Below are 25608 nucleotides of genomic sequence, written 5' to 3' on the forward strand. Positions count from 1 at the left end.
GACATGTATGGGTTCTACTGGTGGATTGTTAAAGAACGGGAATAAATCTGCACTCATTGCTGCAGTTGTGAATACGATTATTGCCATTGTGAAAGGTGCCGCATACCTTTTTACTGGGAATGTAGCGATGTTTGCAGAGACGATGCACACTTTAGGAGATGCAGCTAATCAATACTTCGTTTATATTGGGAGTGCCTTAAGTAAAAAAGCCCCCACTGATCGTTATCCAAACGGTTTTGGTCGGTTGGTCAACTTAGTTTTACTTGGAGCCGTTATTATAGTAGGAATTATGAGTTACGAAACGGTTAAGGAAGGGTATCACCATATTTTACATCCAACGGAATCCTCTGGAGTTTGGATTTCTCTGTCTGTGTTGGGAGTGGCTGTGATATTAGAGACTTATGTTCTTTATAAAGCGATGAAAGAAGTACTCCATGAAACGAACACAGAAGGGAAAGGGCTCGCTGTTATTGGGAAAAGTTTTGGGGCATTAAGGAAAGCTTCTCCGGCGACCAAGCTGGTTTTTATGGAGGATTTGGTCGCGACATCTGGTGGAGTAATTGCAATCATTGGGATTCTTCTTTCATATTACGGTGGTTGGCATGCAGCCGAAGGTATTGCCTCCATCATTATCGGTTTAATGATGTTTTATGTAGTAGGAAGAGTCTTTATGGATAATGCCAGGGGGGCACTTGGAGAAGCAGATCAAGATTTAGAAGATAAAATTGCAGAGTACATATTTACGAACCCAGAAATTAAGGATATAAAAGCTTTATTTGCTTTTAAAGAAGGGGAAGAGTTTCATATAGAATCAAAGTTGGAGATTGACCCATTTATATCGGTCAAGGAAGCCATCGTATTGAAGAATAGGATTGAGTCTAAAATCCACCAAATTAGAGGTGTGACAGACGTCATTATTGAATTTGACGAAGATGACGGAATTCGGTCTTGGCATGGTCATGGAAATAAATAAGAGAAAGTTCGACTTCAACACGTTTTTTAAAAGCGTGTACTAGTCGAACTTTTTTTGTTTGTTCACCCCCTTTGTAAGAATTGAATAATATGTAATAGCCCCATACTTCTCCATGCTGCTACACAAATCACCTAATAAAAATTCGTACATTCCCCACCCAATTCATCATATCTTTTAACTAGGATGTCCTTTTGGAGTCTATGGAATGGGACAAGAAAACGACCAAAGGAGATGGAAGCACTGAAAGAGAATTTCTTTGCTAACCAGCCGCTGACGTTTAAGAATTTGACGAGTCCTTATTTAACGTTTGAGGATGTGTATGATCATATTGTTCAATTTATGAAAAAGGAGCCAATGGGCAATTATAAATTGATGATAGGGACCGACTCTCATGTTTACTCAAGGGAGACTCTTTTTATCACAGGTATCGTAATTCAGAGAGTTGGAAGAGGAGCATGGGCATGTTATCGAAAACTGACTTATCCAAAACCCATTCAAAACCTGCACCAGAAAATCTCCATTGAAACCTCTTTGACCGAACAAGTTGCTTTTTTGTTTAACGATGAAGTCAAAAATGAGTTAATCGACATCGTTCTGCCTCATGTATACAAGGGAGCAAGCCTAACAATTGAAGGTCACTTGGATATCGGAAAAGGACAACGAAATAAAACAAGAGAGTTCGTATCCGAAATGGTGGCAAGAATAGAAGCGCATGGGATTGAGGCTAAGATTAAACCAGATTCCCTAGTGGCATCCAGCTATGCAAACCGTTATACAAAGTAAGTGGGACAGGGGGACAGGTTCGTTGTCCCGTCGAAGTGACGGGACACTAACCTGTCCCCTCTGTCCCACAATAAATTTAGATGGAACTTTAGACCTAGATGAACGTATAATTAGGTGGGGTACATATCAGTTTATTTTTTGAATGGAGGATGAGGGAGGATGGCAGACGTTTTTTCACAAATACCTTGGGGTGTAGTTGCTCCATTACTAGCTATCCAGCTTATTTTAATGACGATCGCCGTGGTCATTTGGCTAAAGACGGAAGAAACAAATGGACCAAAATGGATGTGGCTACTCATTATTTTATTCGCTAATATCATTGGGCCAGTTCTGTTCTTTGTAATCGGAAGGAGGCAGGACTAAGAATGAGTATCATAACCGTAAAGGATTTGAAAAAGACCTTTGACGGCAAAGAGGTTGTCAAAGGTCTTTCTTTTGAACTCGCTCCGCAAAAATGTGTGGCACTTTTAGGGCCGAATGGAGCAGGGAAAACGACGACACTGAGGATGTTATCAGGTCTGTTTCGTCCTTCTAATGGATCGATATCTTTTGGAGGGGAAAATGAAGACCCGCGTAAATATATAGGGTATCTACCACAATATCCCGTCTTTCATAACTGGATGTCTGGAAAAGAATTTATGATTTATGTAGGTCAATTAGCGGGGCTTTCCAAGAAAGAAGCTAGTGAACGGGCAGAAGTCTTGTTAGAGCGAGTTGGAATTTTAGAAGCGAAGAACCGAAGAATCGGAAAATACTCGGGTGGAATGAAACAACGTTTAGGAATTGCGCAAGCTATGATTCACCGACCTAAACTCCTCATGTTAGATGAACCGGTATCCTCTCTTGACCCAATCGGCAGAAGAGAGGTACTCAATCTAATGGAAGAATTAAAGAAGGAAACAACGATTCTTTTTTCAACCCATATTTTAAGTGATGCAGAAGAAGTCAGTGATGATCTTTTACTCATGCATCAAGGGGAAATTGTAGAATCAGGTTCTATGGAGGAGCTACGTGCAAAGCACCAAACTTCCATGATTCATCTCTCTTTTAGCGATGGTCTTGAACAATATGAAGAAAAATTACGTCAGCAACCATGGGTGACTGATATTTTACTAGAGCGCAACGAATTGCATCTATTAGTTCCAAACATCAATGAAGCAAGGTCAGAAATTCTTCAACTTGCAGCATCTGAAGGTTGGCCAATTAGTAAGTTTGAAATCAACCGCACATCCCTAGAAGATCTCTTTATGAAAGTGGTGAATAAATAATGCAATGGACCACAATTTTCAAAAAGGAAATGTTAGAGTACTGGAGAAATGTAAAGTGGATTTGGGTTCCACTAGTATTTATACTACTGTCCATTATGGACCCGATAACTACATACTATTTACCACAAATTATTGAATCTGTTGGTGGAATGCCAGAGGGGGCAACGTTTACCATGCCGGAACTACCACCAGCTGATGCGTTTATGCTTTCTTTATCTCAACTCAGCATGCTAGGAGTAGCGGTCGTTGTGTTAATGTCAATGGGGTTAATCTCTGGGGAGAGAAAAAGTGGGGTTACTGAATTAGTTCTTGTAAAACCAGTTCGATATTTCAACTATATCTCAGCTAAATGGGCAGCGACACTAGTGTTGGTATTGGGCTCATTGATTGTTGGTTTACTTTCAAGCTGGTATTACGTTAATTTACTGTTTGGAAAGTTAACATTCGGTGAGCTCATCCAAACCATTTGTTTTTATGGCCTATGGATGGCTTTAGTTGTAACGATAAACACGTTCTATAATACCCTTTTCAAAACGCCTGGACTAGTTGGAGGCTTAACCATTATTACCCTAATGGTAATGGGAATCTTAAACCAAATCTTCAATCATTCCTGGACCTGGTTTCCCAATCAAATCTCATCCTATATCGTTCAATCCTTACATAGTGGGGAAATTCCAAGTGAGCTTTGGGGAACAAGTATAGTAACAATAACCGTAATCATCGGTCTACTCATCGCATCCTTATTCACCTTCCGTAACCGAGAAATGGCAAACTAAGCGGGACAGGGGGACAGGTTTAATGTCCCAATCATGTCCTTGTAAATATCAAAAACCAATCTTGTGATACTCTTATGGTACCATCCATGGCATCGCATTTTTTAACCAGGGGAAGGTACCATTTTTAGTGAAAAGATTGCTTTACATCCCTAGAATAGCTACATTTAATCTACATTATGTAAAAACAAGGGGGATATATTTGTTCATTCATAAAAAAGATTTATTGGAAAAAGCCATCGCCGAGTATGGATTTGATGCCTCGACACTATGTATCCAGAAAGAACTAAACCCTAACAATTCACATGGAGATATCCATTATCAAATTCGAGTAAATGAACGTCTCTATTCAGCCAGGTTTATAGCCGAACAAAGGTATGAATCTGAGGCTTTTGTGAAGCTTTCGGGAGAAGTGATAAAGGAGCAGATTCAATTTAGTCAGTACCTTCGTAATTCAGGAATTCCTTTTATGAGGCATGTGCCTACCGGCTTTGGGGAAGCTTATGTAGTTCTTAATGAGCTGGATGGTGTGTGGAGGTTTGTACTATTTGAATGGATGCAAGGAACACACATTACCTGTTGCACGGTAGAAGTAGCAGAAAGGTTTGGAGCTTTTGCGCGGAATTTACATGATATATCCTCAACATATGAAACGGTAACCTTACCAAAGGAATCACACATGAAAGGCTACAACCAATTCTATAAATTACTACAAAATTATGTAGAAGCAACACCACTATCTCCTACTACAATCAACCTATTAAAACAATATTTCCAACAGATTGAATATCATCTAGATCAAGCTAAAACCGAAACGTATGATTTTATCGTTCAATCTGATTTGAATCCACTCAATATTCTTTGGAACAAGGCGGTGGAGATTACTGGTGTTGTAGACTTTGAATCTATTACCTATACCGACCGAGTAGAGGGACTGGCCTGGTTAGTAAAATGGTACTCCCGAACAGACGGGGTCTCCTCTCATAATATGTCGCCTGTTTTAGCGCGAGCAATTCTTCGGGGATATCGAGCGGAGGAACTACTCACAACTAAAGAGCTTAAAAGATTGCCTTCGTTACTATGGTTAACAGGATGTTTGAATTGGAATTTTACCGCTAGTACCGTAGAGATTTTAAAAAAGAATGACGAGTTCTTACTTGAGGACCATCTGAATAAGTACATAAAACGAGGTAATACTTTACTATCTCTTCTATAAACACCTCATTTTGCCAATAACCGTAAATAAGTTTTAAGCACTACATAATTGGTAAAAGTTATTAAAGACCCAATACAGTAGGACATGTAAAACCATGTTATTCAAAATGTAGGGAGTTTTGGTAGAAATGAAAATTATGACATTTGAGGAACATATTGATGACCTAAAATTGAAACGGGGAAAGGATTATTACTTGAACGATCATATTAAAAGTATTGAAGAAATTTCGAAGAATAGTTATATCGTGGAGGTTGTGGGTACTGACACATACCTTGTTCAAATTTTTACAAATGATAAAAAAGAAATCTTGAGTACAACTTGTGATTGTAACTATGACAGGGGAGAGTTTTGTAAGCATCAAATCGCTGCTTTTTTTGCATTAAAAGATAGAAGGAAAAAGAGTTTGGGAAAGACAGGGAGTGTTACAGAAATTAAAAGGGATCGTTCGAGATCGAAAAAAGAACATTGAAGAGTAAAAATAAGAGGCCGTGGCCAAGGTGATTTAAACTTGGACTAGGACCTCTTTTAGTTAAAAGGTATAACTTCTACTGTAATTCTCGAAACGCACTCTCTACATCATGATATCCATGACGCTCTTCGCCATTAGGTTCGTCGGTTTCAACCGTCCACTCATTTTTGGCAGGTGCTAATCTTCCATCTTGGTTCTTTTTATAAGGCGCATGAATATGGTAGGTTTTCCCGCCTTTACTAGCCGTATAACCAATGTAATATCGATCGTCTTGCCCCTCTTCCTCAAAAATACCAATATCATCAATACCATACTTATTTATGTAGGTTTGGAGAGGTTGTTGTAGTCCGTTGATGATTTCCTCTCGGTTTAAATATTCCATTCTTTTCATTCCCTTCCAATTGAGTCACATCCTTAATATGTCTTTCTTTAATTTTTATTAAACCTTGAAATTCATCCTCTTTATCAAAACTGTGATATATCTAACAGTTTCAAGCGTATGTCTTCGATATAATTCCAAAAAGACGAATGAAGGGGGCAGAGTGATGAGAGACCGAAACATAGAAACCTTATATGATCAAATTGGAAGTGACCTCATTGATCAATTAGTGGAGGCTTTTTATCCTAGGGTATATGCAGACCCTGATTTAAGACCTTTATTTGAAGATGACATGAGTGAAATTATGCGAAAGCAACGGATGTTTTTAACCCAATTTCTTGGGGGGCCGCCCCTTTATAGTCAAGAATTTGGACCACCTGCTATGAAACATAGACACTTGCCATTTGAAATAACACCTAGGCGTGCTGAGTGTTGGTTGCGATGTATGGGTGAAGCTTTTGAAGAGGTAGGATTAGACAAACATCCTGCTGGTGAATTATTTTACAGTCGGTTGAAACAGGTGGCGATGATCATGGTGAATACAGGGGTAGATAAATGATTTCTACCGTGTAATGGAAAAAAATGACTCATTACAGGCGTTTAACAATTTGATTGCTAGGTTCTCCTATCGGATATTCTATGTTAGAATGACGGACAATGGTTACGAAAGGAGAGTTACTATATGTTTAAAAAAATCTCAAAAGGATTTATCCTATTATTCGTTGTAGGACTTGTATTAGCAGCTTGCAGCACAGCACCTTCAGAAGAGGGGAAAAAAGAGGAAGATAAATCAGAAGAGAATAAATCAGAGGTAGTCGCAAAAATAAATGGTGAGGAGATTACCCGCGAGTATTATGAGACTCAATTAGAGGCCATTAAAACTTCCTATAAAAATCAAGGTATGAATATAGATGATCTTGACGGTGATATGAAGAAACAAATGGAAGAATCTGTTTTAGATCAAATTATTAACACAGAAGTTCTGATTCAGACAGCTGAAGGCGAAGGCGTGTCTGTCGAACAAAGTGAAGTGGAAGCTGAATTAGAAGGTTTGAAATCTCAATTTCAAGATGAAGCACAATATAAAGAAGCCTTAGAGGCGAATAATGTAAGTGAAGACACACTGAAAGAACAGCTTAAAGATGAGTTAATCATAACGAAATATCTTGATACTCAAATTGGCGAAATTAAGGCATCCGCAGAAGAAGTAGAAGCGGCGTATGAGGAATATAAAGCGCAAGTTGAAAGCCAAGAGCAGAAAGCAGAAGAATTAGAAGCAATTCAACCTCAGATTGAGCAACAAGTGATTGCTCAGAAGAAGAATGAGGAAGTAAGTAAGATTATTGAGAATTTGCGCAAAGAGAATGAAAAAAATATTGAGGTATTGCTGTAATAAGGTAGAGGATGAGCGTTTTGCTCATCCTCTTTTTTGTGCTGTGGGACAGCAAACCTGTCCCTATTTTGATATAATACTAATTACCTATTTTTTCATCTAGAAGGAGATTACTAATGGATCAGGGTTGGGTTAGGGAACAAACGAGTACGACACACCATAAGATAGCGATTTTTTTGTTTCCTTTGGTCGTGTTTTGGGGGTATTTGCATCCCGTTATTTTTGGGGTTGGACTTATTATTTTTTTCTTAGTTACATCTTTTAAGATGTTGAAGTCGATGTTGATGTGGATGGTTGTGCTGGGCGTAATATCTTTTGTTTTACCGTTTTTAGCTCCCATCATTTTTATTATTATGATTGTCTTGTTTTTTATGAGAATTAACTATGTAGTGAAAAATTGGCGCCCATTTGTATCAGGGTTGTTCTTTTACGGGATTGCCGGCGGATTGATGGGACGTTCGAGCTATCTCTACTCGTACAATGGACCATTTTCAAATAGTGCCCTAGTAGAGGGGTTGATCGTTTGCGCGATTAGTTTTGTTGCGCTCCAACTACTGCTTCGTTGGCTTTATCGACATCATTATACTAGCTATGCGGCTTTAGGAATTATGGGAAGTGTCCCGGTGATTATTATTGCGTTTGTCTTACCTTTCTTGAAACTACATGTTGGTGCAGATTTCTTCGCGCCGGAAACTACTGTTGAAACTAAACCGGTAACAGGAGAAGCTTATGCGGAGACGAAGCTTTCTACTGGAGAGCCAACTGGGACGAGGTCATCTGAACTTGTTCATGTCAAAGAACATGTACGAACAGCACCGGACGGGGATCCAACCAACAACTTGTCCTATGATGGGCCTGACAAAAAGGAACCGAATGAAGAACTAGTTCATGTCAGAGAGCATGTGAGGACACCTCCTGATGGGGATCCAACCAACAACCTGTCTTACGATGAAAGTGCCGAAAGGAAAACGTATAGACAAGTAGCTGTTAGTATGGAACCTGCCGAGGAAAAGAGTCCGATTGATAAAATTATAGAGAATACACAGGCAGCGGTTCCTGGGCAAACAGCTGTGGATCGATTGATTAGCGAGCTGAAGAAACAACAAGAAGAGAAAGAGCGGAAATAGAAATGTGGTAGGTGGGACAGGAAACCTGTCCCTATGTCCCACTCAGAGGTTTGAGGCTGAAGTAGTGGAGAGCCTGGTTGATTGCATGGATGTCGTACATTTGTTTTTCTAGAAAGAATTGAATGATGAGATCAGTGGTGTCACTTTCTGACAGAGAGTATCCTGCTGCGTGTAGTAATTCTTCGGTATCTTCTAGGTCGAGTTCAAGTGCTAGGGCGAGTGCAATAATAGTGTTTTTCTTAGGGCGATAGTTCGGATTCGAACGGATTTTTGAGAAATGCTTTCGGTCGAGCCCAGCCTTTTTATATATTTCGGCGTCTGTATTTTCGGTTTGATCAATAAATCCAAACAAAACTTCTTGTAGGGTGGGTTGACGATGCTTTTTGATGAAATCTTCAAGCTCACTGGTTGAAAGAGATTCTTGTAAAATGGGAATCTCTTCTTTTAATTCAAATGAGTGTACGCCTGTTTCACTAAGGCTTTCATGTATTTTAATATATTCTTCTAATTCCTTTAAAAGCTTTTGGTCAAGCATAGCCCCATCCCTTTCAAATGTCGCCTTACAAGCGACCTATTTAAGACTTTTTCACGCTATCATTATAGCATGATGGCACATTGAAAGGATGATAGGGATGGATAAGAAGGATACAGAAATTATTTTTTTGTTAGATCGAAGTGGATCAATGGCAGGACTTGAATTGGACACAATAGGTGGATTTAATGCATTTATTGAAAAGCAATGTAAGTTGGAAGGGGAGACCATTCTAACGACAGTATTATTTGATGATCGCTACGAAGTATTGTGGAATGGGGTAGATGCTCGAGAGGTAAGGCTAAGTACTAATGATTATTATGTAAGAGGAACAACAGCCTTACTAGATGCGGTTGGAAATACAATATTAAACGTTAGTCATCGTTTGTCGAGAGTGAGTGAAGAGGACCTGCCCAATGTGATTTTTGTTATTACTACTGATGGGATGGAAAATGCTAGCCGTGAGTTTACTTATACAAAGGTGAAGGAGTTAATCAATCACCAGAAGGAACGCTGTAATTGGGAATTTATTTTTATGGGAGCAAATATAGATGCTGTTGAAGAAGCAGGAAGAATCGGAATTTCTGTAGATCATGCATATAACTTTGAGGCATCTGAAGCAGGTGTAGAGAAGATGTATAATGTCATTGAAGAAGTAGTGGCAGAGAAGAGATTGGATAGATGCTAAGTCTATGGGTAGACCCGCTGAGGTTAGGTGGGTCTATTTTTTTTCGTATAAAAATAATAAAATCTTCCTAGGTGAGAGGTTTATGTTATTGGTAGTTATGACCTATGTAATGTACGGCATTTTTGTCGAATAAGCATAGGTTTTGTTTGTAAATGAAATCCTCAGTGATTATATGTTGTCTGTTTAAGAGATAAGCAGACAAAAAATAGAAGCTGTATCATGACCTTTCTTAAACAAAAACGAAAAAATGGGGCGGTATAGACCTCTAATTGTGTCATAAAACCAAAAATATAATGGAAGTCACCCCCAATGAACTAGGCTTGTCCTCTACTCAACCTTCTATTAAAAAGGATTTCAATAGACCTAGAAATGAATCCATCCACTACCACAAGCACATGGACAAACCACTAGTAAAATGGAAGTTTCATATGAAAAAGGACCTGCATAGAATTATCAGAATACCTAAAATATTATAATATTGGTTCTTTTACACTACTTTCCATTTAGTGATAACGCTCTATGTCTCCTTATCTAGCTTTCCCTTATAATTTAACTAACAAAAGGGTAAATTTTCCTACGATTAGAGTTTATTCCACAAAAAATGACAAGTGAATGATAAAAGGCAAACCCGTACGAAAGTCGGGGACGCAAAGCTACGAGCCTAATTTACTCCATCATGAGTGAAACGGTCGTCGGGCCGCTCAAAAGCACTTGTCTTTTTATACCCATTTTTACTAATTACGTAATTCACATAAAAATAAAATTTGAGGAGGGTCCCTATGCGCATCGGTGAACTATTGATTATGAATGGTTTGATTACGGAAGAGCAACTAGAAAAGGCGCTGCAAAAACAGAAGTATTCGTTTAAAAAGATTGGTGAAATCCTCATTGAAGAAAAATTAATTACGGAACGACAATTAGTTGAAGCACTAGAGTTCCAATTAGGAATCCCTGTAATCAATCTAGAAGAAGTAAAGCCAAATCAGGCTACCATAGGACTCATACATGAATCAATAGCCCGAAAGCATTGTATGATTCCAATTGAACAGAAGAACGGAAAAATTAAGGTGGCCATGGCTGATCCGTTAAACCAAGAAGCCATTAAAGACGTACAAGTTGCGTCAGGGATGGTGGTACAACCTTGTTTAGCAACACGTACTGAATTAGAAACCATTATTATTGGTCAGTATGGAGTAATGGATTCAGTGAAGGAGCTATCCGAAATTATAGGATATGGAATCCAACAAAGTGCAAGCACAATCCACCTAGATGCTGAAAAAGATGGACTAGCTGTTCGGTATCGAGTGAATAACAAACTAACCAAGCAAAAAGTGATTCCTAAACAGTTACAAGAAACGGTTATGGGTAGACTGAAAACGATGTCGAGTATGAACACGGCAGAACGAAAGCTACCTCAGACTGGGTATTTCCAAAAGAGCGTTCACAATGTTGAATACAATATTCGTGTTTCTACAGTGCCAACGATAGATGGAGAGAGTGCAGTTCTTCGTTTAGTCAAACAGACAAATGAGGTCCTTCAGTTATCAAACTTGGGTTATACAGACTCGAACATGAAACGTCTGACTGATGCTGCGGAGCAACTGAAAGGCCTTATTCTGATTGCAGGGCCAGCTGTTAGTGGGAAGAGCACGCATCTCTATTCTCTTTTACACCACATAAAAAATGACGAAAGAAAAATAGTGTCAGTCGAAAATTTAGTAGAGAGAAGATTAGATGGAGTGATGCAGATAGAAGTAAATGAATTAAAAGGCTATACGTTTGCGGAGGGGCTTAGAACGAGCATGAACCAGGATCCGAATATAGTTATGGTCGGAGATATTCCTGATGCAGCAACCGCTGATGTAGTAACTAGGGTCTCACTCTCTGGACGAATGGTTATCGGTGGAATTCATGGACATGATGGAATTCATACCATTAAGAGGTTACTAGATATGGGGATTGAACCATACCTACTGGCATCCTCCCTATCTTGTATCGTTAGTCAAAGAGTCGTACAGAAAGTATGTGATCGATGTGCACAGAGTACTCCAGCAACAGATGAAGAGTACAAGCTATTTGAAGAACATAATCTATTAGAATATACCAATCAAAAAGAGAAAAGTAGAATCGGAAATTTCCGTTCCTTTGTCACCACAAATAAAACGTCAAAAGTTGCTGTAGTTCGTGGTGAAGGATGTAAAGTATGTGACAATGTTGGATACCTGGGTACCATTGGAATCCAAGAAGTATTGGTCGTTGATGATCAACTAAGAGAATTAATTCTTAAAAAGAAATCAATTGAGGACTTTAAGAGTTACTTAGAGGAACGTGAACATAAATCGATGCTTTATGATGGTCTAGCTAAAGCTCGAGAAGGTATTACGACGGTGGACCAAGTTTTAAAAGTAGTGAACTAAAGTGAGATAAATTTACAAAACTAGGGGGAATGAAAATGGCGTACAAATTTTTAGTGGTAGATGATACGAGTTTCATGAGAAAGATGGCAGCGGATTGTCTGAAACAACAGGGGCATGTGGTTGCTGGAGAAGCGGGGAACGGTAGAGAGGCTGTTAGGAAATTTAAAGAGCTTCAACCAGACGTGGTGATGATGGACTTAACAATGCCTGAAATGAACGGAGTCGACGCAATTAAAGAGATTTTAAAAATAAAGAAAGACGCTGTTATCTTAGTTTGCTCAGCGAGTAACCAGAAAGATATGATTCAGGATGCACTAGAAGCGGGGGCTGTTGGTTATTTAATGAAGCCATTCAAACCTGATTATATGAATGAAATTATTAAAAAGTATGCAGTTCCTCACTTAACACCTGCAGAGCCTGAAGTTGCTGATAAACCTGAAAAAAAAGAAGAGAAGGTTGAAGCAACTACTAAGAATGAAGATAATCTTGATGCAGTGAAAAAAGTAGTAGAAGAGGCACAAAAAGAAGTCGCTGTTTCAACAGCAGAAGTAGTTGAAAAAGAAGAAGAGCAAGCTGTAGAAAAAGTAGAAGAACAACAACCGGTGGCTGCGGTAGCTGATGTAGTAGCTGCAGAGCCTGCTCAAGAAGAAGTTTCTGAAAAAACGGCTCCGGTTGCCGTTAAACCCCAAAGACCTGCAAGAGAAACTAAAATTAAATTTGTTACAAGCTACATCTGCAACTGGGAAGAAGAAGTTAGAGGGGAAAAAAGAAACTTCTCCCTAACCTTTACAGAAAATGACCAAAACATTTGCCTAGAAATGGTTGGTGCGGAAAGTGAAAAACAAACGATTCAACTGTCGCTTGATGGGTTCCGTGATTTAAATGTATGGTTGGAGCAAAGAATTGAAGAAGGAAAAAGCGTGAGATAAAAACAAATGGCCGTGGCCCTTTGCAGGATTAAAAACCTGTAGGGCTATGGCTATTTTTATTTAATAATTTGGACACTGAGCAGTAAAGAAAAGAATTTTAAATAATACTCCTACCACCCTCTTATTTTTAGCTATGACAAAAGTATAATACAATGGGAGATATGATAATAAGGGTGTAAAGATTGAAGGACAAAGGATAAGGTGATTGAAGTGCGTAAGTTTTTTAGAAGATTTACATTTGTATTTAAGTTTTGGAAGTCGGTTCCGTTTATAAAGGACTTCTTTTTATCAAATGAAGTGGAAACTTATAAGAAAGTACTTAGTGGAACGTTGATTCTTGGCTATGCTTTGTTTCCTTTTGATATTATCCCGGATTTTATATTATTATTAGGCATTTTTGATGATGTTGTAGTGATAGGATTTATTGTAGAGAGAATGATCAAATGGGCACCTCCATCATTAAAAGAAAAGTATCGATTTCATGATCGTGAATAAAGCATCCCCGAATGCTTATTCTAATAAAGAATGAATAGGTAAAGGAGATTTCAGTGTGCAGCCATATGAGATAAAAAATACAATTATTGATGACGGGTTTGATGGTGAAGAATCGGTGACTGTGGATTTCACTTTGGAAAGTAAAAACTACAGTATCACGTTCGATAAGTCAGATCTGGAAATCTTAAATGTTTGGGTTTTTCAAGAAGGGACGTCACTCCCAGCTAATTTGTCAGACGATATAATTGAGTCCATAAGAGATGAAGTAAAAGAGAGGATCTAGTCAGGAAGACTGGGTCTTTTATTTCACTATAAGAAAGTATAAAATTTTGAAAGAAGTAAATTCGACGTAGGTAAAATTTTAAGGTCTATAGTATAAGTGTAACTAAGCCTAATCTTCGCCTAAAGGCTCGCCAATCGGCGAGTTTTCTTTATAGCTGTAAATAAAAAATCAACTTTTTTTGATTTACTAGTTGTTTTTTCCAGAAAAGGAGAATATAATCATATTAAATCAAATAATTTTGATTTATTTTTTTACTCATTACATCAAAATTATTTGATGGAGGAATCACTAAAAGTCTATCTATTAAAGGAGGGAAGAAAATGACAAAATTTATTAAAAAAGTTGCTTCACAATCTAAATCAAGTTCTTCAGGTTGTTGTGGAGTAGAAATTAAGGAAGTAAAAGAAGAACCTGTACAACAAGAGTCTTGTTGTGGAACAACTAGTGGAAATGAATCTTGTTGTGGTTAATACAAATTGGACTCCTTCTCGCACATGTGAAGGAGTTTTTTAGTGGAGGGGATTGTAATGGCTAGTAATGCAGCAAGGATTAAAAATGATTTGAAATACTTATGTTCAACTCAGCTTCAAGGGAGGTTATCTGGTTCAACTGGAGCTAAACGGGCCGCCACCTTTTTAGCTGGAGAGCTAGAAAAATACGGTTTCATTCCAGCAGGGAAAGAAGGGTATTTTGAGAGTGTGTCAGTCCCAGCGGCTAGACTGTTAGGCGAGGCTACCTTATCCATTGGGAAATGGAACTTACTTCATAGGATAGAATTTGGAGAACTTGCTTATTATGGTGGGGGATCAGGTGAAGGTAGGCTGGTGGTACTCAAGGAAGGTTCTGAATACGATGAGTCTGTTTTGGAGGGCAGTTTTGTTTTATTACGGGGAGATACAACAGATATGGATTTGAAGGAAACAGTGAGATCAGCTAATCAAATGGGTGTAAAAGCAATTCTAATGGATGGTGGGGAGCCCCGTTGGTTCCATAAATCAGTAATGGGTGACTACCGAACAACCGAACAAAATATACCTGTAATTAAGATTAGAACCTCCTTACTCTCCGAAATAGAAGCACTAGAAGGACAAATGGTAAAACTAAATCTTCCAATAGAAACGGGTATTATGGAGTGTCAAAATGTAATGGGCTATTTACCAGGTCAGGATGCTGAAGGAAAAACGATTGCTTTTGCCACACACTATGATTTTTTAGGGGACGATCCTAGTGGATTTCGCTTTGAGGGAGCGGGCGATAATGCTGCAGGAGTCGCTACTATGTTAGAGCTAGCTAGGAAACTATCAGAGCAACGGTTGCCTTTAAATATTTTAATTGTATTCACAACAGGTGAGGAATCAAATTTATGGGGTGAAAAGCACTTCGTCTCAAATCCCCCCTTACAATTAGATCAAACAATTTATTTAGATGCTTTAGGTAGAAGCCCCTATTACAGCCTTAATTTAGTTTATGATGAAAGTGAAAGATATTCGTTTGCTGAAGCTTTTACGTCACAGTGCTATAAGGATGGAATTAAGACCAATATTACGAGTAATCAAAAGCATTTATTTGATTTATTGATTACTGGAACTAGTGGTGTGAAATTCCGGCCATATCATACTCCGGATGATACATGGAAGCTGATCCATGTTGAGGTTTTGGAGGAAGTGGCTAATGCCCTTTACTCTTCTTGTAAAAGAATTAAGTAATAGATTTTGTATATTTTTGAAGGGAAAGCAGATGAAGAAGTAACCATTCATCAAGGAAAGGAACCAAGATGCAAACTTTAAATCCAGATGCAAAAAAGCACTTTTTCCAATTAGGAAGAAGTGCTTTTCATTCTGTCTAGGATGGAAGAAATAAGGCTTTCAAGGCTTTTTAATACAGCTTTACTAAATGTGATATCAGTTTTCAATGATTGTAAGGCACTTTCAAGTAAAAATTTTCTTGGTTCCTTTGATTGAAAGATTTCTTGTTGTATGAATTCAAGCAATTGGAGTGATTTCTCGTAATCCTTATGCTCTAGTGTTAATTTGGACTTTAGCTCATAAATGGTTTTTTCAAATTCGTGAAAAAGTGAATTTTTAGTACTGGATTGATCAGGATACCAACGGTCAAGAAGGTCTGGTGGTATCAGTTGTACATCCGCATTTGCAAGATCATGAACCATTGCAACTATTCGATCCACGCAGTACTTTACGACTGGCTCAACTTGGTTTTGTTTACCATATGCAAGGACATTTAGTTTTAGATGGTGCTGAAGTATGGCATTAAACATAATCGCACAATCTAACAAATAGGGTTTTTTGTCCTCACCAAAAAGTTCGATAAAACGTTGATAGTACCAACGGAGTATTCGAAAGTGTCCCTTACGGATGAATTCCTTTAAATCCGGGTCGTTGGAGTATAGGACTTCATCAAATAAGGTGATGAGATTATTAGCTCTATTAAATTGTAGTTGTAGGACCATTTGTTTTATAAAAATATCAATATTGCTCGGATCCTTTCCAAGTAGTAATTGGTCACGTTCTCTTTCCATTTCTAAATAAACAGATTTAAAAATAGCGATTAACAAATCGTTTTTGGAAGGAAAATAGTTATAAAAGGTTCCCTTGGCTATTCCACTATAGTCTAAGATATCCTGAATAGAAGTAGACTGGAATCCTTTTTCTATAAATAATTGATGGGCCATCTTAATGACATGCTGTTTACGGTCCTTCATTTCATCACCTTTTCCACTAGACTGACGGTACAAAACTTATATTACATAGCCAAACCTGTTCTTCATAGTCCTGTTGTAATAGGAAAATTTTTAGATTGCACAAATTAGACTACTGGTATATGATATTGTTTATGTTCTTTATGGAACTATAGTACAAATAAATAGACTAAGTGTCTAGGGGGGGACAATATGGAAGCAACTAATACTACACCGAATCGTCCGCCTTACGGAATCATTGCCGTTTTGATGATTGGGGCTTTTATTGCTTTTTTAAATAATACATTATTAAATGTTGCGTTACCGTCTATCATGACAGATTTAGATGTAGAAACAGCAACAGTTCAATGGCTGACTACAGGTTATATGCTAGTCAACGGGGTTTTAATTCCTGCTACGGCCTTTTTAATTGAAAAATATAGTGTTCGTCGATTGTTTCTAGTAGCGATGACGTTGTTTACAACGGGAACAATCATAGCAGGGATGGCTGATGTGTTTCCAGTTCTTTTAAGCGCACGAATGGTTCAAGCATCAGGTTCTGCGATTATGATGCCGTTACTTATGAATGTAATGCTTGTTAGCTTCCCAGTTGAAAAAAGAGGAGCAGCAATGGGAGTATTCGGTCTTATTCTGATGTTTGCTCCTGCAATTGGTCCTACTTTATCCGGTTGGATTATTGAACATTACGACTGGAGAATGCTGTTTCATTTTATTACACCAATTGCTGCTACCATATTACTTCTAGGGTTCTTCTTGTTAAAAGACAAAAAAGAAAAAGTAGTGATGCAGTTAGATTTACTATCTCTTGTTTTGTCCACTTTAGGGTTCGGTGGTTTGCTTTATGGATTTAGTTCTGCGAGTAATTTAGGGTGGGACAGTCCTTTCGTTTATGGAACCATTATTATCGGTGCAATATCACTGACAGTATTCATTATTCGTCAATCTAAATTGGAGCGCCCAATGCTTAATTTTGGGGTTTTTAAGTATCCGATGTTTTCTCTATCTTCAACGATTACGATTGTTGTGAATACTGCCATGTTCTCTGGTTTTCTTTTATTACCTATATACGTTCAAACAATTCGCGGAATTTCTCCATTTGAATCGGGCTTAATGCTATTGCCAGGTGCCTTACTAAATGCAGCAATGTCACCTATTACTGGCCGCTTGTTCGATAAGATAGGTGGAAAAATACTAGCAGTCACAGGATTAGCGATAACCACCCTTGTGACGTATTTGTTCAGTCAATTAACGATGGAGACTGGATACTACTATATCATGTTCCTACATGCTGTGCGTATGTTCGGTATGTCGATGGTATTTATGCCAGTCTCAACGAATGGGCTAAACCAATTACCTAGACGTTTTTATCCGCATGGTACAGCTATGAATAATACACTGAATCAAGTTTCAGCCGCTATTGGTACTGCGCTCTTAATTACACTTATGTCAATACGTCAAGAGCAATACACAGCGGAGGCATTAGGACAACTAACAGGGCAACCATCGGCTGATGTCCAATACCAAATTATGCTGGAAGCCATGTTAGGTGGTATTAACGATACGTTCTTCATTTCAACCTTTATTACAGCTATAGCATTGATCCTGGCCTTCTTTATGAAGCGTGCCAAACAAGCAGAAGATCCATTGGAAGAAAAACAGGAGCAGGTTGAAAAAAAGGTGAAACCTGAGTTGGTTAAAAGCTAAACATGTGACTAAAATGGAGTAGATTCTTTCAGGGGTCTACTCCTTTATATTTGTACGGTATAATGAGGGCATATACGATTGCAAGGAGCAAATCAATGATTGAACACGAGTTTGACGATTTATTACATATAAATACGAGAGCTGACCAAAAGGGAATGGTGACCTCATTTCATTACTATCCTTATGAACCAACTCCATACGAAGCATTACAGTGGTTGTTTACTCAATATACACTTAGTCCGAATGACCATGTTGTTGACTATGGAAGTGGCAAAGGACGATTAGCTTTTTTTATTCATCATTTATTTCAAGCTGCTGTTGTAGGAGTTGAAATGAATGAGCACTTTCATAAAGATGCTTTAGTTAATAGAGAATATTATTTAAAGAAGTTAAAAGGAAAAGACGCAGATATTCATTTTTATTGTTGTTTAGCAGAGGATTATAAGGTGAAGCCTGTAGACAATCGTTTTTATTTTTTTAACCCTTTTTCCATTCAAATCTTTATGAAAATCGCAAATAATATTTTGGGATCCATTGAGAAACATCCTCGTGAGGTTGAGCTAATCCTATACTACGGATCCGAAGACTATACTTATTATTTGGAGAACCAAACCCCTTTCCTACTAAAAGAAGAAATCACAATACCTAATCTCTATGATAAAAACCCAAATGAAAGATTCCTTATTTACAAATGGGACTACTAACCTTCGGGGCGTGAATGGCACGCTCCGAGTTTTTTTCACAAGGTGGAAAGTATTAGATTGAATAATTGGGGGAAAATAGGGGAAAAGTTATATGCTTAAAGGAATGGACCTAACATATTGTTAAACAGCTAGTCTTTACAATGATGGATTGGAGTGAAAGTATGATGAAGTTTTTACAGAATATTGGTCGGTCGCTCATGCTTCCCGTTGCAGTGTTACCTGTTGCCGCTATTTTGATGGGGATTGGTTACTGGATTGACCCTTCAGGGTGGGGAGAGGGTAGTCCACTTGCTGCCTTTCTAATAAAGGCAGGGGAGTCGGTTATAAATAACTTACCCGTTTTATTCGCAGTTGGGGTAGCACTAGGAATGTCAAGAGATAAAGACGGTGCCGCTGCTTTAAGTGGTCTTGTTGGTTTTCTAGTTGTCACCACATTATTATCCACTGATACCGTTGCCATGCTACTTGGTATTGAGGCTGATAGCGTAAATGCCGCGTTTGAGAAAATAGACAACCCGTTTATTGGGATTCTATCGGGTGGAGTAGCAGCCGCTATGTACAATCGATTTAGCAAGGTAGAACTACCTGCGGCTCTTGCCTTTTTTAGTGGTCGAAGATTGGCTCCGATTATGACGGCGGTTGCCATGCTGGTAGTATCCTTAATTTTATTATTTGTATGGCCATACGTTTATTCCGCACTCGTGTCATTTGGTGAAGCCATCAGTAAAATGGGTGCAATCGGTGCTGGGTTATATGGATTCTTTAACCGTTTGTTGATTCCTACTGGCTTGCATCATGCGCTTAATGCCGTGTTTTGGTTTGATGTGGCGGGCATTAACGATATCGGTAACTTCTGGGCAGGTACTGGAGAAAAAGGTGTTACTGGTATGTACCAAGCCGGTTTCTTCCCAGTGATGATGTTTGGTTTACCTGCAGCAGGGTTAGCTATGTATCATACGGCTAAATCTGCAAAAAAGAAGCAAGTAGCCTCCCTTATGTTGGCCGCTGGTTTTGCAGCTTTCTTTACGGGGGTTACGGAACCACTTGAATTTGCCTTTATGTTTGTAGCACCTGCTCTTTATTTCGTTCATGCCGTTTTAACAGGCATTTCAATGATGATTGCGGCTATGTTTAATTGGACGGCAGGCTTTGGATTTAGTGCGGGGTTCGTTGACTTCTTCTTAAGTTCACGCCTACCCTTGGCCAATCAACCTTATATGCTGCTTGTTCAAGGGCTTGTCTTTGCTGTCATCTATTATTTCTTATTCCGATTCCTCATCACGAAATTTAATCTGACCACTCCAGGTAGGGAGGATACGGATGAATTGGTGGAAACAGAAATCGAAGACGGAAAACCTACTCACACTGGTGGCCAAAACAAGCATGCTGTTATGGCTGAAACTATTTATGAAGGATTAGGTGGAGACGAAAATGTTACGTCCATCTACAACTGTACAACTAGACTTAGGGTAGAAGTGAGGGACATGGATGCAGTCAATCAAAACAAAATTAAAAGTGCCGGTGTACCGGGGATCAACGTCGTTGGCCCTCACAGTATCCAAGTGATCGTAGGTACTCAGGTTCAGTTTGTAGCGGACGAAATTGATAAAATAAGGAAATAAGCGAAGAAGCCACAATATTCGGGGTGTGCCTGTAACGCCCCGAATTTCTTTGTTTAAAAAAGATGAAAGAAAGAAGGATTTTAGCAGAAATCCTCGAATATTGTTGATTTAAGAATAGAAGTTGGTAGAGGAAGTGTGGAGACGCCTAATGGTCAATTATCTCAAGGATTTTTTATTAACAATTTTCTTCATTTTCTCACCGTTGGTTTTTTACCCATATATTTATAAATATAAAAATAATCTCATTTTATATCGATTCTTAATACTCCTTCTTTTTTCAGTGATCATCGTGACGATCATGTCCCTTCCTATCAATATAGAAGGCGTCGTCTATGATTTTCGCTCCATTCCAGTTATCGTTGGCTCTCTTTATGGTGGCCCGATTGTCTCTTCTATTTTATTTTCAGTGATAGTGGTTTACAGATGGGTTCTTGGGAATCCGAATACGATCCTTTACATTGTTTCGTTACTTCCTACTATTGTGATTGTTTTCTTTTGTCTAAGAAAGTTCATTCAGCTAAATATGTATTCAAGAATATTGCTTGCTGTGGTCTTATGTACCATCATGAAAATGTTAACGATTACGATTTATTTAACAATCTTGCATAACCTTGATATGGTCTTCAATAACTTGGTTGAAACACTTCAGACATACTTCGTCCAAGCACTGATTGTTGGAATATGTGTATATTTGGTCGAGTTTTTAAACAAATATTTTTACATCCAAGATGAAGTTTATAAAAGTGAACGAATCAAATTAGTAAGTGAAATGGCTGCATCGGTTGCACATGAAATTCGAAACCCACTTACTTCTGTAAGGGGATTCATTCAGCTATTAGCTGCAGAGAATGTGGATTCTACAAAGAAAGAATATTACCAAAAGATTTGTTTAGAAGAACTTGAGCGAGCCGACCATATTATTTCGGATTACCTTTCGCTTGCCAAATCAGAACCGGAAATAATTGAAAAGATAAATGTTAAGGATGAAATTGAATACCTTTCCCACGTACTGTTGACTTATGCAACTTACAATAATATAGAGATACAAACAGTGATTTCTGAAGACCAAGATTTCCTTACTATGGGAGACAAATTTAGACTCAGACAGGCCTTTATTAACATCGGGAAGAATGCGATTGAAGCCATGGAAAATGGGGGAATGCTAGAAATCAAGGTAAGTAGGAAATCTCAAAGTGTAGAAATTGTGATTAGTGATACAGGGATTGGTATGACTCCTGAGCAAATAAGTCGACTTGGAACACCGTACTATTCTACAAAGGAAAAAGGGACAGGCTTAGGAACAATGGTATCCTTTTCTATTATTAAGAAGTTGGGTGGTAAAATAGATATAAATAGTGAAGTTAACAAGGGAACAACCTATACCTTTACTTTTCCGGCGGTCGTATCATAAAAGGGAAAACATTTGTGTACTTCTATTAAAAGAAATAAAATGTAGGAGAGATTACATAATAGGAACTTCAAATTAAAAATTGGGGTGTCATCAGTGAAAACAGTACTAGTCATTGGTGGGGGAATCACTGGTTTGTCTACCATGTTTAAGCTGCATAAATGGAAAAAAGAAACTCAAACAGACGTAAAACTAATACTTGCAGAAGCATCATCAAATTTAGGTGGGAAAATTCGGACTGTAAAAGAACAGGGATTTATCATGGAAGCGGGAGCTGACTCTATTGTCTCTAGGAAAGCTCAATCCATGACTTTTATAGAAGAACTAGGTTTGGATTCGGAGCTAGTCTATAACGCAACCGGTCGTTCATTTATCTATACAAACGGTCAGTTAAAACCAATACCATCTGATGCTGTCTTTGGAATCCCAATGAGCGTGGAATCTTTAGCTAAAACGACGCTAGTTTCAGCAGAAGGAAAAGTCGAAGCACTAAAGGATTTATATACACCAAATGAAACGTTCAGTAAAGAAGACTCAGTTGGAGAATTTCTAGAATACTTTTTTGGTCAAGAGTTCGTCGGAAAACAGATTGCACCTGTTCTATCTGGGGTCTACTCCGGAAAGCTAAGTGATCTTACCATTGCCTCAACCCTCCCGTACTTAATTGATTACAAAGATAAATATGGAAGTATCATTAAAGGATTTGAAGCGAATAAGGAAAAATTTCAAAGTGGTAGCGGTAAGAAGTTTTTCTCCTTTAAAAATGGTTTAAGTACCCTCATTGATGCTTATGAAAAGCAAATGGAAGGGGCAGAGATCTATAAAGATTTCCAAGCGGACAGGCTAGAAAAAGTCGGAGATGGTTACCGTGTAGCTTTTTCAAACGGAGAATCTATAGAGGCAGACCATGTGATCCTTAGTGTTCCTCATACAGTAACGGAAAAATTGTTGGATGAAGCAGACCTTTCAAGTGAATTTGCTCAGTTCAAAAGCAGCTCGTTAATTAGTGTGTACGTTGCGTTTGATGTACCAGACAGTATTCTCCCAGAAGAAGGAACGGGCTTTATAACGGCTAACACAGATGAACTGTCCTGTAACGCTTGTACATGGACGAGTAGGAAGTGGGAGCACACCTCTGAAAGTGGGAACCTGTTAGTACGTCTATTTTATAAAAGCAGCCACCCATCTTATGAGCGCTTGAAAGAAATGGGTGAGGAGAAACTCCTTGAAGTCGCTCTGCAGGATGTGAAGAAAAGCTTGGGAATTGAAGCAACACCCACAACAAGTGAAGTCACAAAATGGATAGATAACATGCCAAACTATCAAATTACACATCCTAAGACGGTAGCCTCAATTGAAGAAAAGCTTGCAAAATCCTATCCAGGCGTTTGGATTGCAGGTTGTTCATACTATGGAGTTGGGATTCCGGATTGTATTGAAAATGGTGAAACAACTGCTAAAAAGGTGATTAGTCAATTATAAAAAAACAGGACAGCCGTGTTGAAATGGCTGTCCGTTTTTTTATATGTAAAGCTGGATCTTATCTGAAATTATTCCCTCCACCCCAAATTTCTCTACCACCCGTATGACCAGTATTCAGGTGAGTATCTTCATTAACTAACTGAAGAACTCCTGGTTGTTCATGATGATGCCAAACGTATCCTTCCGGAGTACGGCCGGATTCAAGATTATGTAAATCTATTGAAGAGAGTTCTAGTTCTCTGGCAAGACTAGGGTTTTCATGAATGGACTGGAACAGTGCGTCATTCGCAATGGCAAAGTGAGTAGCGTCATTTTTTAGATACATTTCTTCAGCTAAAACGGCGCTGAAGTGCGAGTCAAAAACAGGGAATGTTCCAGTAACGGTTTCTCCATTTTGGAGTTCAATAGTTCTCTCCATAAAAGGAATCCCTGTTTCAGGGTGTTCTAATCCATTTAAATGACCATTTCTGGTGTCTGCCAGTGTAGTGTTAGGACCATCAATGATATCAATAACTCCCACAGCAAAGGTTGTAACAGCGGCTACTTTTCCAAGATTTTTAACACCTTCAAGGATTTGTTCTTGATCGGACCTTCGAATCCCATCTAAAGTAATTCCTGCACTTTTAACAGTATATTTGATTCCCTGACCGAATCCCTTTAGTGTTCTACCTGTTGAGTCTTTCATGTCAGTCCAGCCACGTTGTTTATGATGCTCGTCTTTTCTAAGCAGTCCATATGTTCCTTGAACCGTTCCATCTGCGAACTGTCCAACACTATCAATGGCTGCTTTAGAACCTTCAACAATCCCAGTCCCGACCTCACCTATGTATTGGCCCCACTGTTCATTCTTTTTCGAAACTACCTTACTTAGCATCTTGACACCACCAGTCGCAATTCCACCACCAACGGTATTAACCACTTTTCCTATTCCTCTAAAAACACCCATTAACTGTCCACCTTGTCCAACTTTGGTATAACTATTGTATCATTTGATTGGAAAAAAGTAGAAGTGTTAAAATTTAAACAAACGTTTGATTAAACTTATCATATAACCTTCATCATCTATTAAAATGATATTTATATGGTTGTAGGGGGACAGGGGAAATGAATAGATACTTAAAAACTCTCGGAGTTAAAGATGTGGGAGAAAAGTCACTTCAACAAATAGTAGACTTAACGAAAGCTCATTTACATACCTTTCCGTTTGAGCTGATTAGTAAATATACACTTGTAGAAACAGATCTTAATGGTAGAATTCCCTCTGTTGCAGACTTTATAGAGCGTTTCGAACTTCATGGCTGGGGTGGGAACTGTCATATATTAAATGGCCGTTTTGTTCAGCTTTTGGACTGGTTAGGTTACGATGTCCAGTTGGTTCCGGTTGAAAAAGGACATGTTGCGATATGGTTGAAATGGGAAGGGAAAGAGTATTTAGTGGACGTCGGTTATGCTGGACCTTTTTTCGAACCGATTCCAATTATGCAAGGTAAATGGACCGTTGAAACACCCTATGAAACTTCCTATTTTGACCGCCAAGATGACGGTGCTATTCTTTGGGAGCGAGTCCGTGATGGAAAACAGATTGTAACGAAGACCATTTATTTACGACCTTTAACTGAAGAAGAGTTTTATTGGTGGGTAAATAGATCTTATAGTGATATTCCGGAGAATAGTCTGTTTAGAAAGGTTGAAATCACTTGGTATCCTAACGAGGAGCGACATCAGCTAATGAATACGGTTTACACGATTGATAAACCGACTGGTGAACGGGTTATAAAGACCTATGAGGATGAAGAAGAGTGGGTTCAACTTATTGAATCTACATTTGGGATTTCACGCAAATCAACGGAGAAAGCTCTTGAATTTTTAAGAGAGCGTGGAGTGGAGTTGTTCCCAGTTTTATATTAAACAAACGTTTGTTTAAAACGTGAGAGTGCACTGCTGGAGAGCAGTGCCTTTTTATGTGTGATTGGATTTGATAGTGCTAGGATGTGACTGATTGAAAAGAAAGGGGCAACAGTAATGAATAGTAGCGAGACCGGCAAGTAATTGGCCCCAACAGGAAAGCAAGTAACGGGCACGACCAGCAAGTAACAGCACACAACCGGCAAGAAAAAAGCACACCCACAAAGTGAGTGTGCGTCCTTTGTGCGCCCAGCATGGGTGCAATCTATAGGGTGCAAGTCCCGAACTGTGAAGGCAGAAGTAGCAGTAGCTTAACGCAAGGGTGTCCGTGGTGACGCGGAA

General features: G+C 38.6%; 27 protein-coding genes and 1 riboswitch. Of the genes, 23 read left to right on the top strand and 4 right to left on the bottom strand.

Annotation, left to right across the window (positions count from 1 at the left end; all coding sequences use genetic code 11):
- Positions 1-7 precede the first annotated feature (7 nt).
- The 7 genes from ABDZ91_RS15735 (at position 8) to ABDZ91_RS15765 (ending at position 5482) form a co-directional block, all read left to right on the top strand.
- Entirely contained in the window at positions 8-973 is a 966-nt protein-coding gene (locus tag ABDZ91_RS15735) for a cation diffusion facilitator family transporter (protein ID WP_343800729.1), read from the top strand.
- Between the two features lie 231 nt (positions 974-1204).
- A complete protein-coding gene (locus ABDZ91_RS15740; protein WP_343800732.1) occupies positions 1205-1756 on the top strand; it encodes a ribonuclease H-like YkuK family protein in 552 nt (183 codons plus the stop codon).
- Between the two features lie 159 nt (positions 1757-1915).
- Positions 1916-2119: a PLD nuclease N-terminal domain-containing protein gene (locus ABDZ91_RS15745; protein ID WP_343800735.1), complete on the top strand. Its 204-nt coding sequence runs from the start codon at positions 1916-1918 to the stop codon at positions 2117-2119.
- Between the two features lie 2 nt (positions 2120-2121).
- The gene (locus tag ABDZ91_RS15750) at positions 2122-3024 is read left to right on the top strand and encodes an ABC transporter ATP-binding protein (protein WP_343800739.1); all 903 of its coding nucleotides are present in this window, start codon (positions 2122-2124) and stop codon (positions 3022-3024) included.
- Entirely contained in the window at positions 3024-3800 is a 777-nt protein-coding gene (locus tag ABDZ91_RS15755; RefSeq protein ID WP_343800742.1) for an ABC transporter permease, read from the top strand. The genes ABDZ91_RS15750 and ABDZ91_RS15755 overlap by 1 nt, the downstream gene beginning before the upstream one ends.
- Positions 3801-3999: 199 nt before the next feature.
- On the top strand, positions 4000-5013 hold the full coding sequence (locus ABDZ91_RS15760; protein WP_343800745.1) for a phosphotransferase enzyme family protein: 1014 nt from the start codon (positions 4000-4002) through the stop codon (positions 5011-5013).
- Between the two features lie 127 nt (positions 5014-5140).
- Complete coding sequence (locus ABDZ91_RS15765; RefSeq protein WP_343800748.1) at positions 5141-5482, top strand: SWIM zinc finger family protein; 342 nt, start codon at positions 5141-5143, stop codon at positions 5480-5482.
- 76 nt (positions 5483-5558) lie between these two features.
- Here ABDZ91_RS15765 and ABDZ91_RS15770 read toward each other — a convergent pair whose 3' ends face one another.
- A complete protein-coding gene (locus ABDZ91_RS15770) occupies positions 5559-5864 on the bottom strand; it encodes a DUF5634 family protein (RefSeq protein WP_343800754.1) in 306 nt (101 codons plus the stop codon).
- Positions 5865-6027: 163 nt separating this feature from the next.
- Here ABDZ91_RS15770 and ABDZ91_RS15775 point away from each other — a divergent pair, with 163 nt between their 5' ends.
- The 3 genes from ABDZ91_RS15775 to ABDZ91_RS15785 all read left to right on the top strand — a co-directional run bounded on the left by ABDZ91_RS15775 (position 6028) and on the right by ABDZ91_RS15785 (position 8381).
- Positions 6028-6420, top strand: a complete 393-nt coding sequence (locus ABDZ91_RS15775; protein ID WP_343800763.1) for a globin domain-containing protein — start codon at positions 6028-6030, stop codon at positions 6418-6420.
- A gap of 123 nt (positions 6421-6543) precedes the next feature.
- Positions 6544-7254 carry a SurA N-terminal domain-containing protein gene (locus ABDZ91_RS15780; protein WP_343800766.1) on the top strand — a complete coding sequence of 237 codons (711 nt, stop codon included), beginning with the start codon at positions 6544-6546 and terminating at the stop codon, positions 7252-7254.
- 116 nt (positions 7255-7370) lie between these two features.
- The gene (locus tag ABDZ91_RS15785; RefSeq protein ID WP_343800769.1) at positions 7371-8381 is read left to right on the top strand and encodes a hypothetical protein; all 1011 of its coding nucleotides are present in this window, start codon (positions 7371-7373) and stop codon (positions 8379-8381) included.
- A 31-nt stretch (positions 8382-8412) separates the two neighbouring features.
- Here ABDZ91_RS15785 and ABDZ91_RS15790 read toward each other — a convergent pair whose 3' ends face one another.
- On the bottom strand, positions 8413-8916 hold the full coding sequence (locus ABDZ91_RS15790; protein ID WP_343800771.1) for a hypothetical protein: 504 nt from the start codon (positions 8914-8916) through the stop codon (positions 8413-8415).
- Between the two features lie 97 nt (positions 8917-9013).
- Here ABDZ91_RS15790 and ABDZ91_RS15795 point away from each other — a divergent pair, with 97 nt between their 5' ends.
- The 7 genes from ABDZ91_RS15795 to ABDZ91_RS15825 all read left to right on the top strand — a co-directional run bounded on the left by ABDZ91_RS15795 (position 9014) and on the right by ABDZ91_RS15825 (position 15431).
- On the top strand, positions 9014-9601 hold the full coding sequence (locus tag ABDZ91_RS15795; protein ID WP_343800774.1) for a vWA domain-containing protein: 588 nt from the start codon (positions 9014-9016) through the stop codon (positions 9599-9601).
- 611 nt (positions 9602-10212) lie between these two features.
- A riboswitch (cyclic di-GMP riboswitch) is annotated at positions 10213-10306 on the top strand.
- Positions 10307-10380: 74 nt separating this feature from the next.
- Entirely contained in the window at positions 10381-12018 is a 1638-nt protein-coding gene (locus tag ABDZ91_RS15800; RefSeq protein WP_343800777.1) for a GspE/PulE family protein, read from the top strand.
- Between the two features lie 35 nt (positions 12019-12053).
- Positions 12054-12947, top strand: a complete 894-nt coding sequence (locus tag ABDZ91_RS15805; protein ID WP_343800780.1) for a response regulator — start codon at positions 12054-12056, stop codon at positions 12945-12947.
- Between the two features lie 210 nt (positions 12948-13157).
- Complete coding sequence (locus ABDZ91_RS15810; protein ID WP_343800783.1) at positions 13158-13442, top strand: YkvA family protein; 285 nt, start codon at positions 13158-13160, stop codon at positions 13440-13442.
- A gap of 55 nt (positions 13443-13497) precedes the next feature.
- Positions 13498-13725, top strand: a complete 228-nt coding sequence (locus tag ABDZ91_RS15815; RefSeq protein WP_343800786.1) for a hypothetical protein — start codon at positions 13498-13500, stop codon at positions 13723-13725.
- Between the two features lie 320 nt (positions 13726-14045).
- Positions 14046-14195, top strand: coding sequence for a hypothetical protein (locus ABDZ91_RS15820; RefSeq protein ID WP_343800789.1), 150 nt, complete (start codon positions 14046-14048; stop codon positions 14193-14195).
- A gap of 57 nt (positions 14196-14252) precedes the next feature.
- Complete coding sequence (locus ABDZ91_RS15825) at positions 14253-15431, top strand: M28 family metallopeptidase (RefSeq protein WP_343800792.1); 1179 nt, start codon at positions 14253-14255, stop codon at positions 15429-15431.
- A gap of 110 nt (positions 15432-15541) precedes the next feature.
- Here the strand turns inward: ABDZ91_RS15825 and ABDZ91_RS15830 are convergent, their stop codons facing one another.
- A complete protein-coding gene (locus ABDZ91_RS15830; RefSeq protein ID WP_343800795.1) occupies positions 15542-16444 on the bottom strand; it encodes a TetR/AcrR family transcriptional regulator in 903 nt (300 codons plus the stop codon).
- 189 nt (positions 16445-16633) lie between these two features.
- On the opposite strand from ABDZ91_RS15830, the gene ABDZ91_RS15835 reads away from it, so the two are divergent.
- The 5 genes from ABDZ91_RS15835 to hemG all read left to right on the top strand — a co-directional run bounded on the left by ABDZ91_RS15835 (position 16634) and on the right by hemG (position 23361).
- Positions 16634-18145 carry a DHA2 family efflux MFS transporter permease subunit gene (locus ABDZ91_RS15835; protein ID WP_343800797.1) on the top strand — a complete coding sequence of 504 codons (1512 nt, stop codon included), beginning with the start codon at positions 16634-16636 and terminating at the stop codon, positions 18143-18145.
- A 95-nt stretch (positions 18146-18240) separates the two neighbouring features.
- On the top strand, positions 18241-18849 hold the full coding sequence (locus ABDZ91_RS15840) for a class I SAM-dependent methyltransferase (protein ID WP_343800800.1): 609 nt from the start codon (positions 18241-18243) through the stop codon (positions 18847-18849).
- A gap of 161 nt (positions 18850-19010) precedes the next feature.
- Positions 19011-20471 (top strand): N-acetylglucosamine-specific PTS transporter subunit IIBC, encoded by a 1461-nt coding sequence (gene nagE / locus ABDZ91_RS15845; protein WP_343800803.1) that lies wholly within the window; start codon positions 19011-19013, stop codon positions 20469-20471.
- Between the two features lie 148 nt (positions 20472-20619).
- The gene (locus ABDZ91_RS15850) at positions 20620-21882 is read left to right on the top strand and encodes an ATP-binding protein (protein WP_343800806.1); all 1263 of its coding nucleotides are present in this window, start codon (positions 20620-20622) and stop codon (positions 21880-21882) included.
- A gap of 93 nt (positions 21883-21975) precedes the next feature.
- Positions 21976-23361 (top strand): protoporphyrinogen oxidase, encoded by a 1386-nt coding sequence (gene hemG, locus ABDZ91_RS15855; RefSeq protein WP_343800809.1) that lies wholly within the window; start codon positions 21976-21978, stop codon positions 23359-23361.
- Positions 23362-23419: 58 nt separating this feature from the next.
- Here the strand turns inward: hemG and ABDZ91_RS15860 are convergent, their stop codons facing one another.
- A complete protein-coding gene (locus ABDZ91_RS15860) occupies positions 23420-24307 on the bottom strand; it encodes an HNH endonuclease (RefSeq protein ID WP_343800811.1) in 888 nt (295 codons plus the stop codon).
- A gap of 158 nt (positions 24308-24465) precedes the next feature.
- On the opposite strand from ABDZ91_RS15860, the gene ABDZ91_RS15865 reads away from it, so the two are divergent.
- Entirely contained in the window at positions 24466-25269 is an 804-nt protein-coding gene (locus tag ABDZ91_RS15865; protein WP_343800814.1) for an arylamine N-acetyltransferase, read from the top strand.
- Positions 25270-25608: the final 339 nt, after the last annotated feature.

It is taken from the genome of Bacillus carboniphilus (assembly GCF_039522365.1).
Taxonomy (GTDB): Bacteria; Bacillota; Bacilli; order Bacillales; family JC228; genus Bacillus_BF; species Bacillus_BF carboniphilus.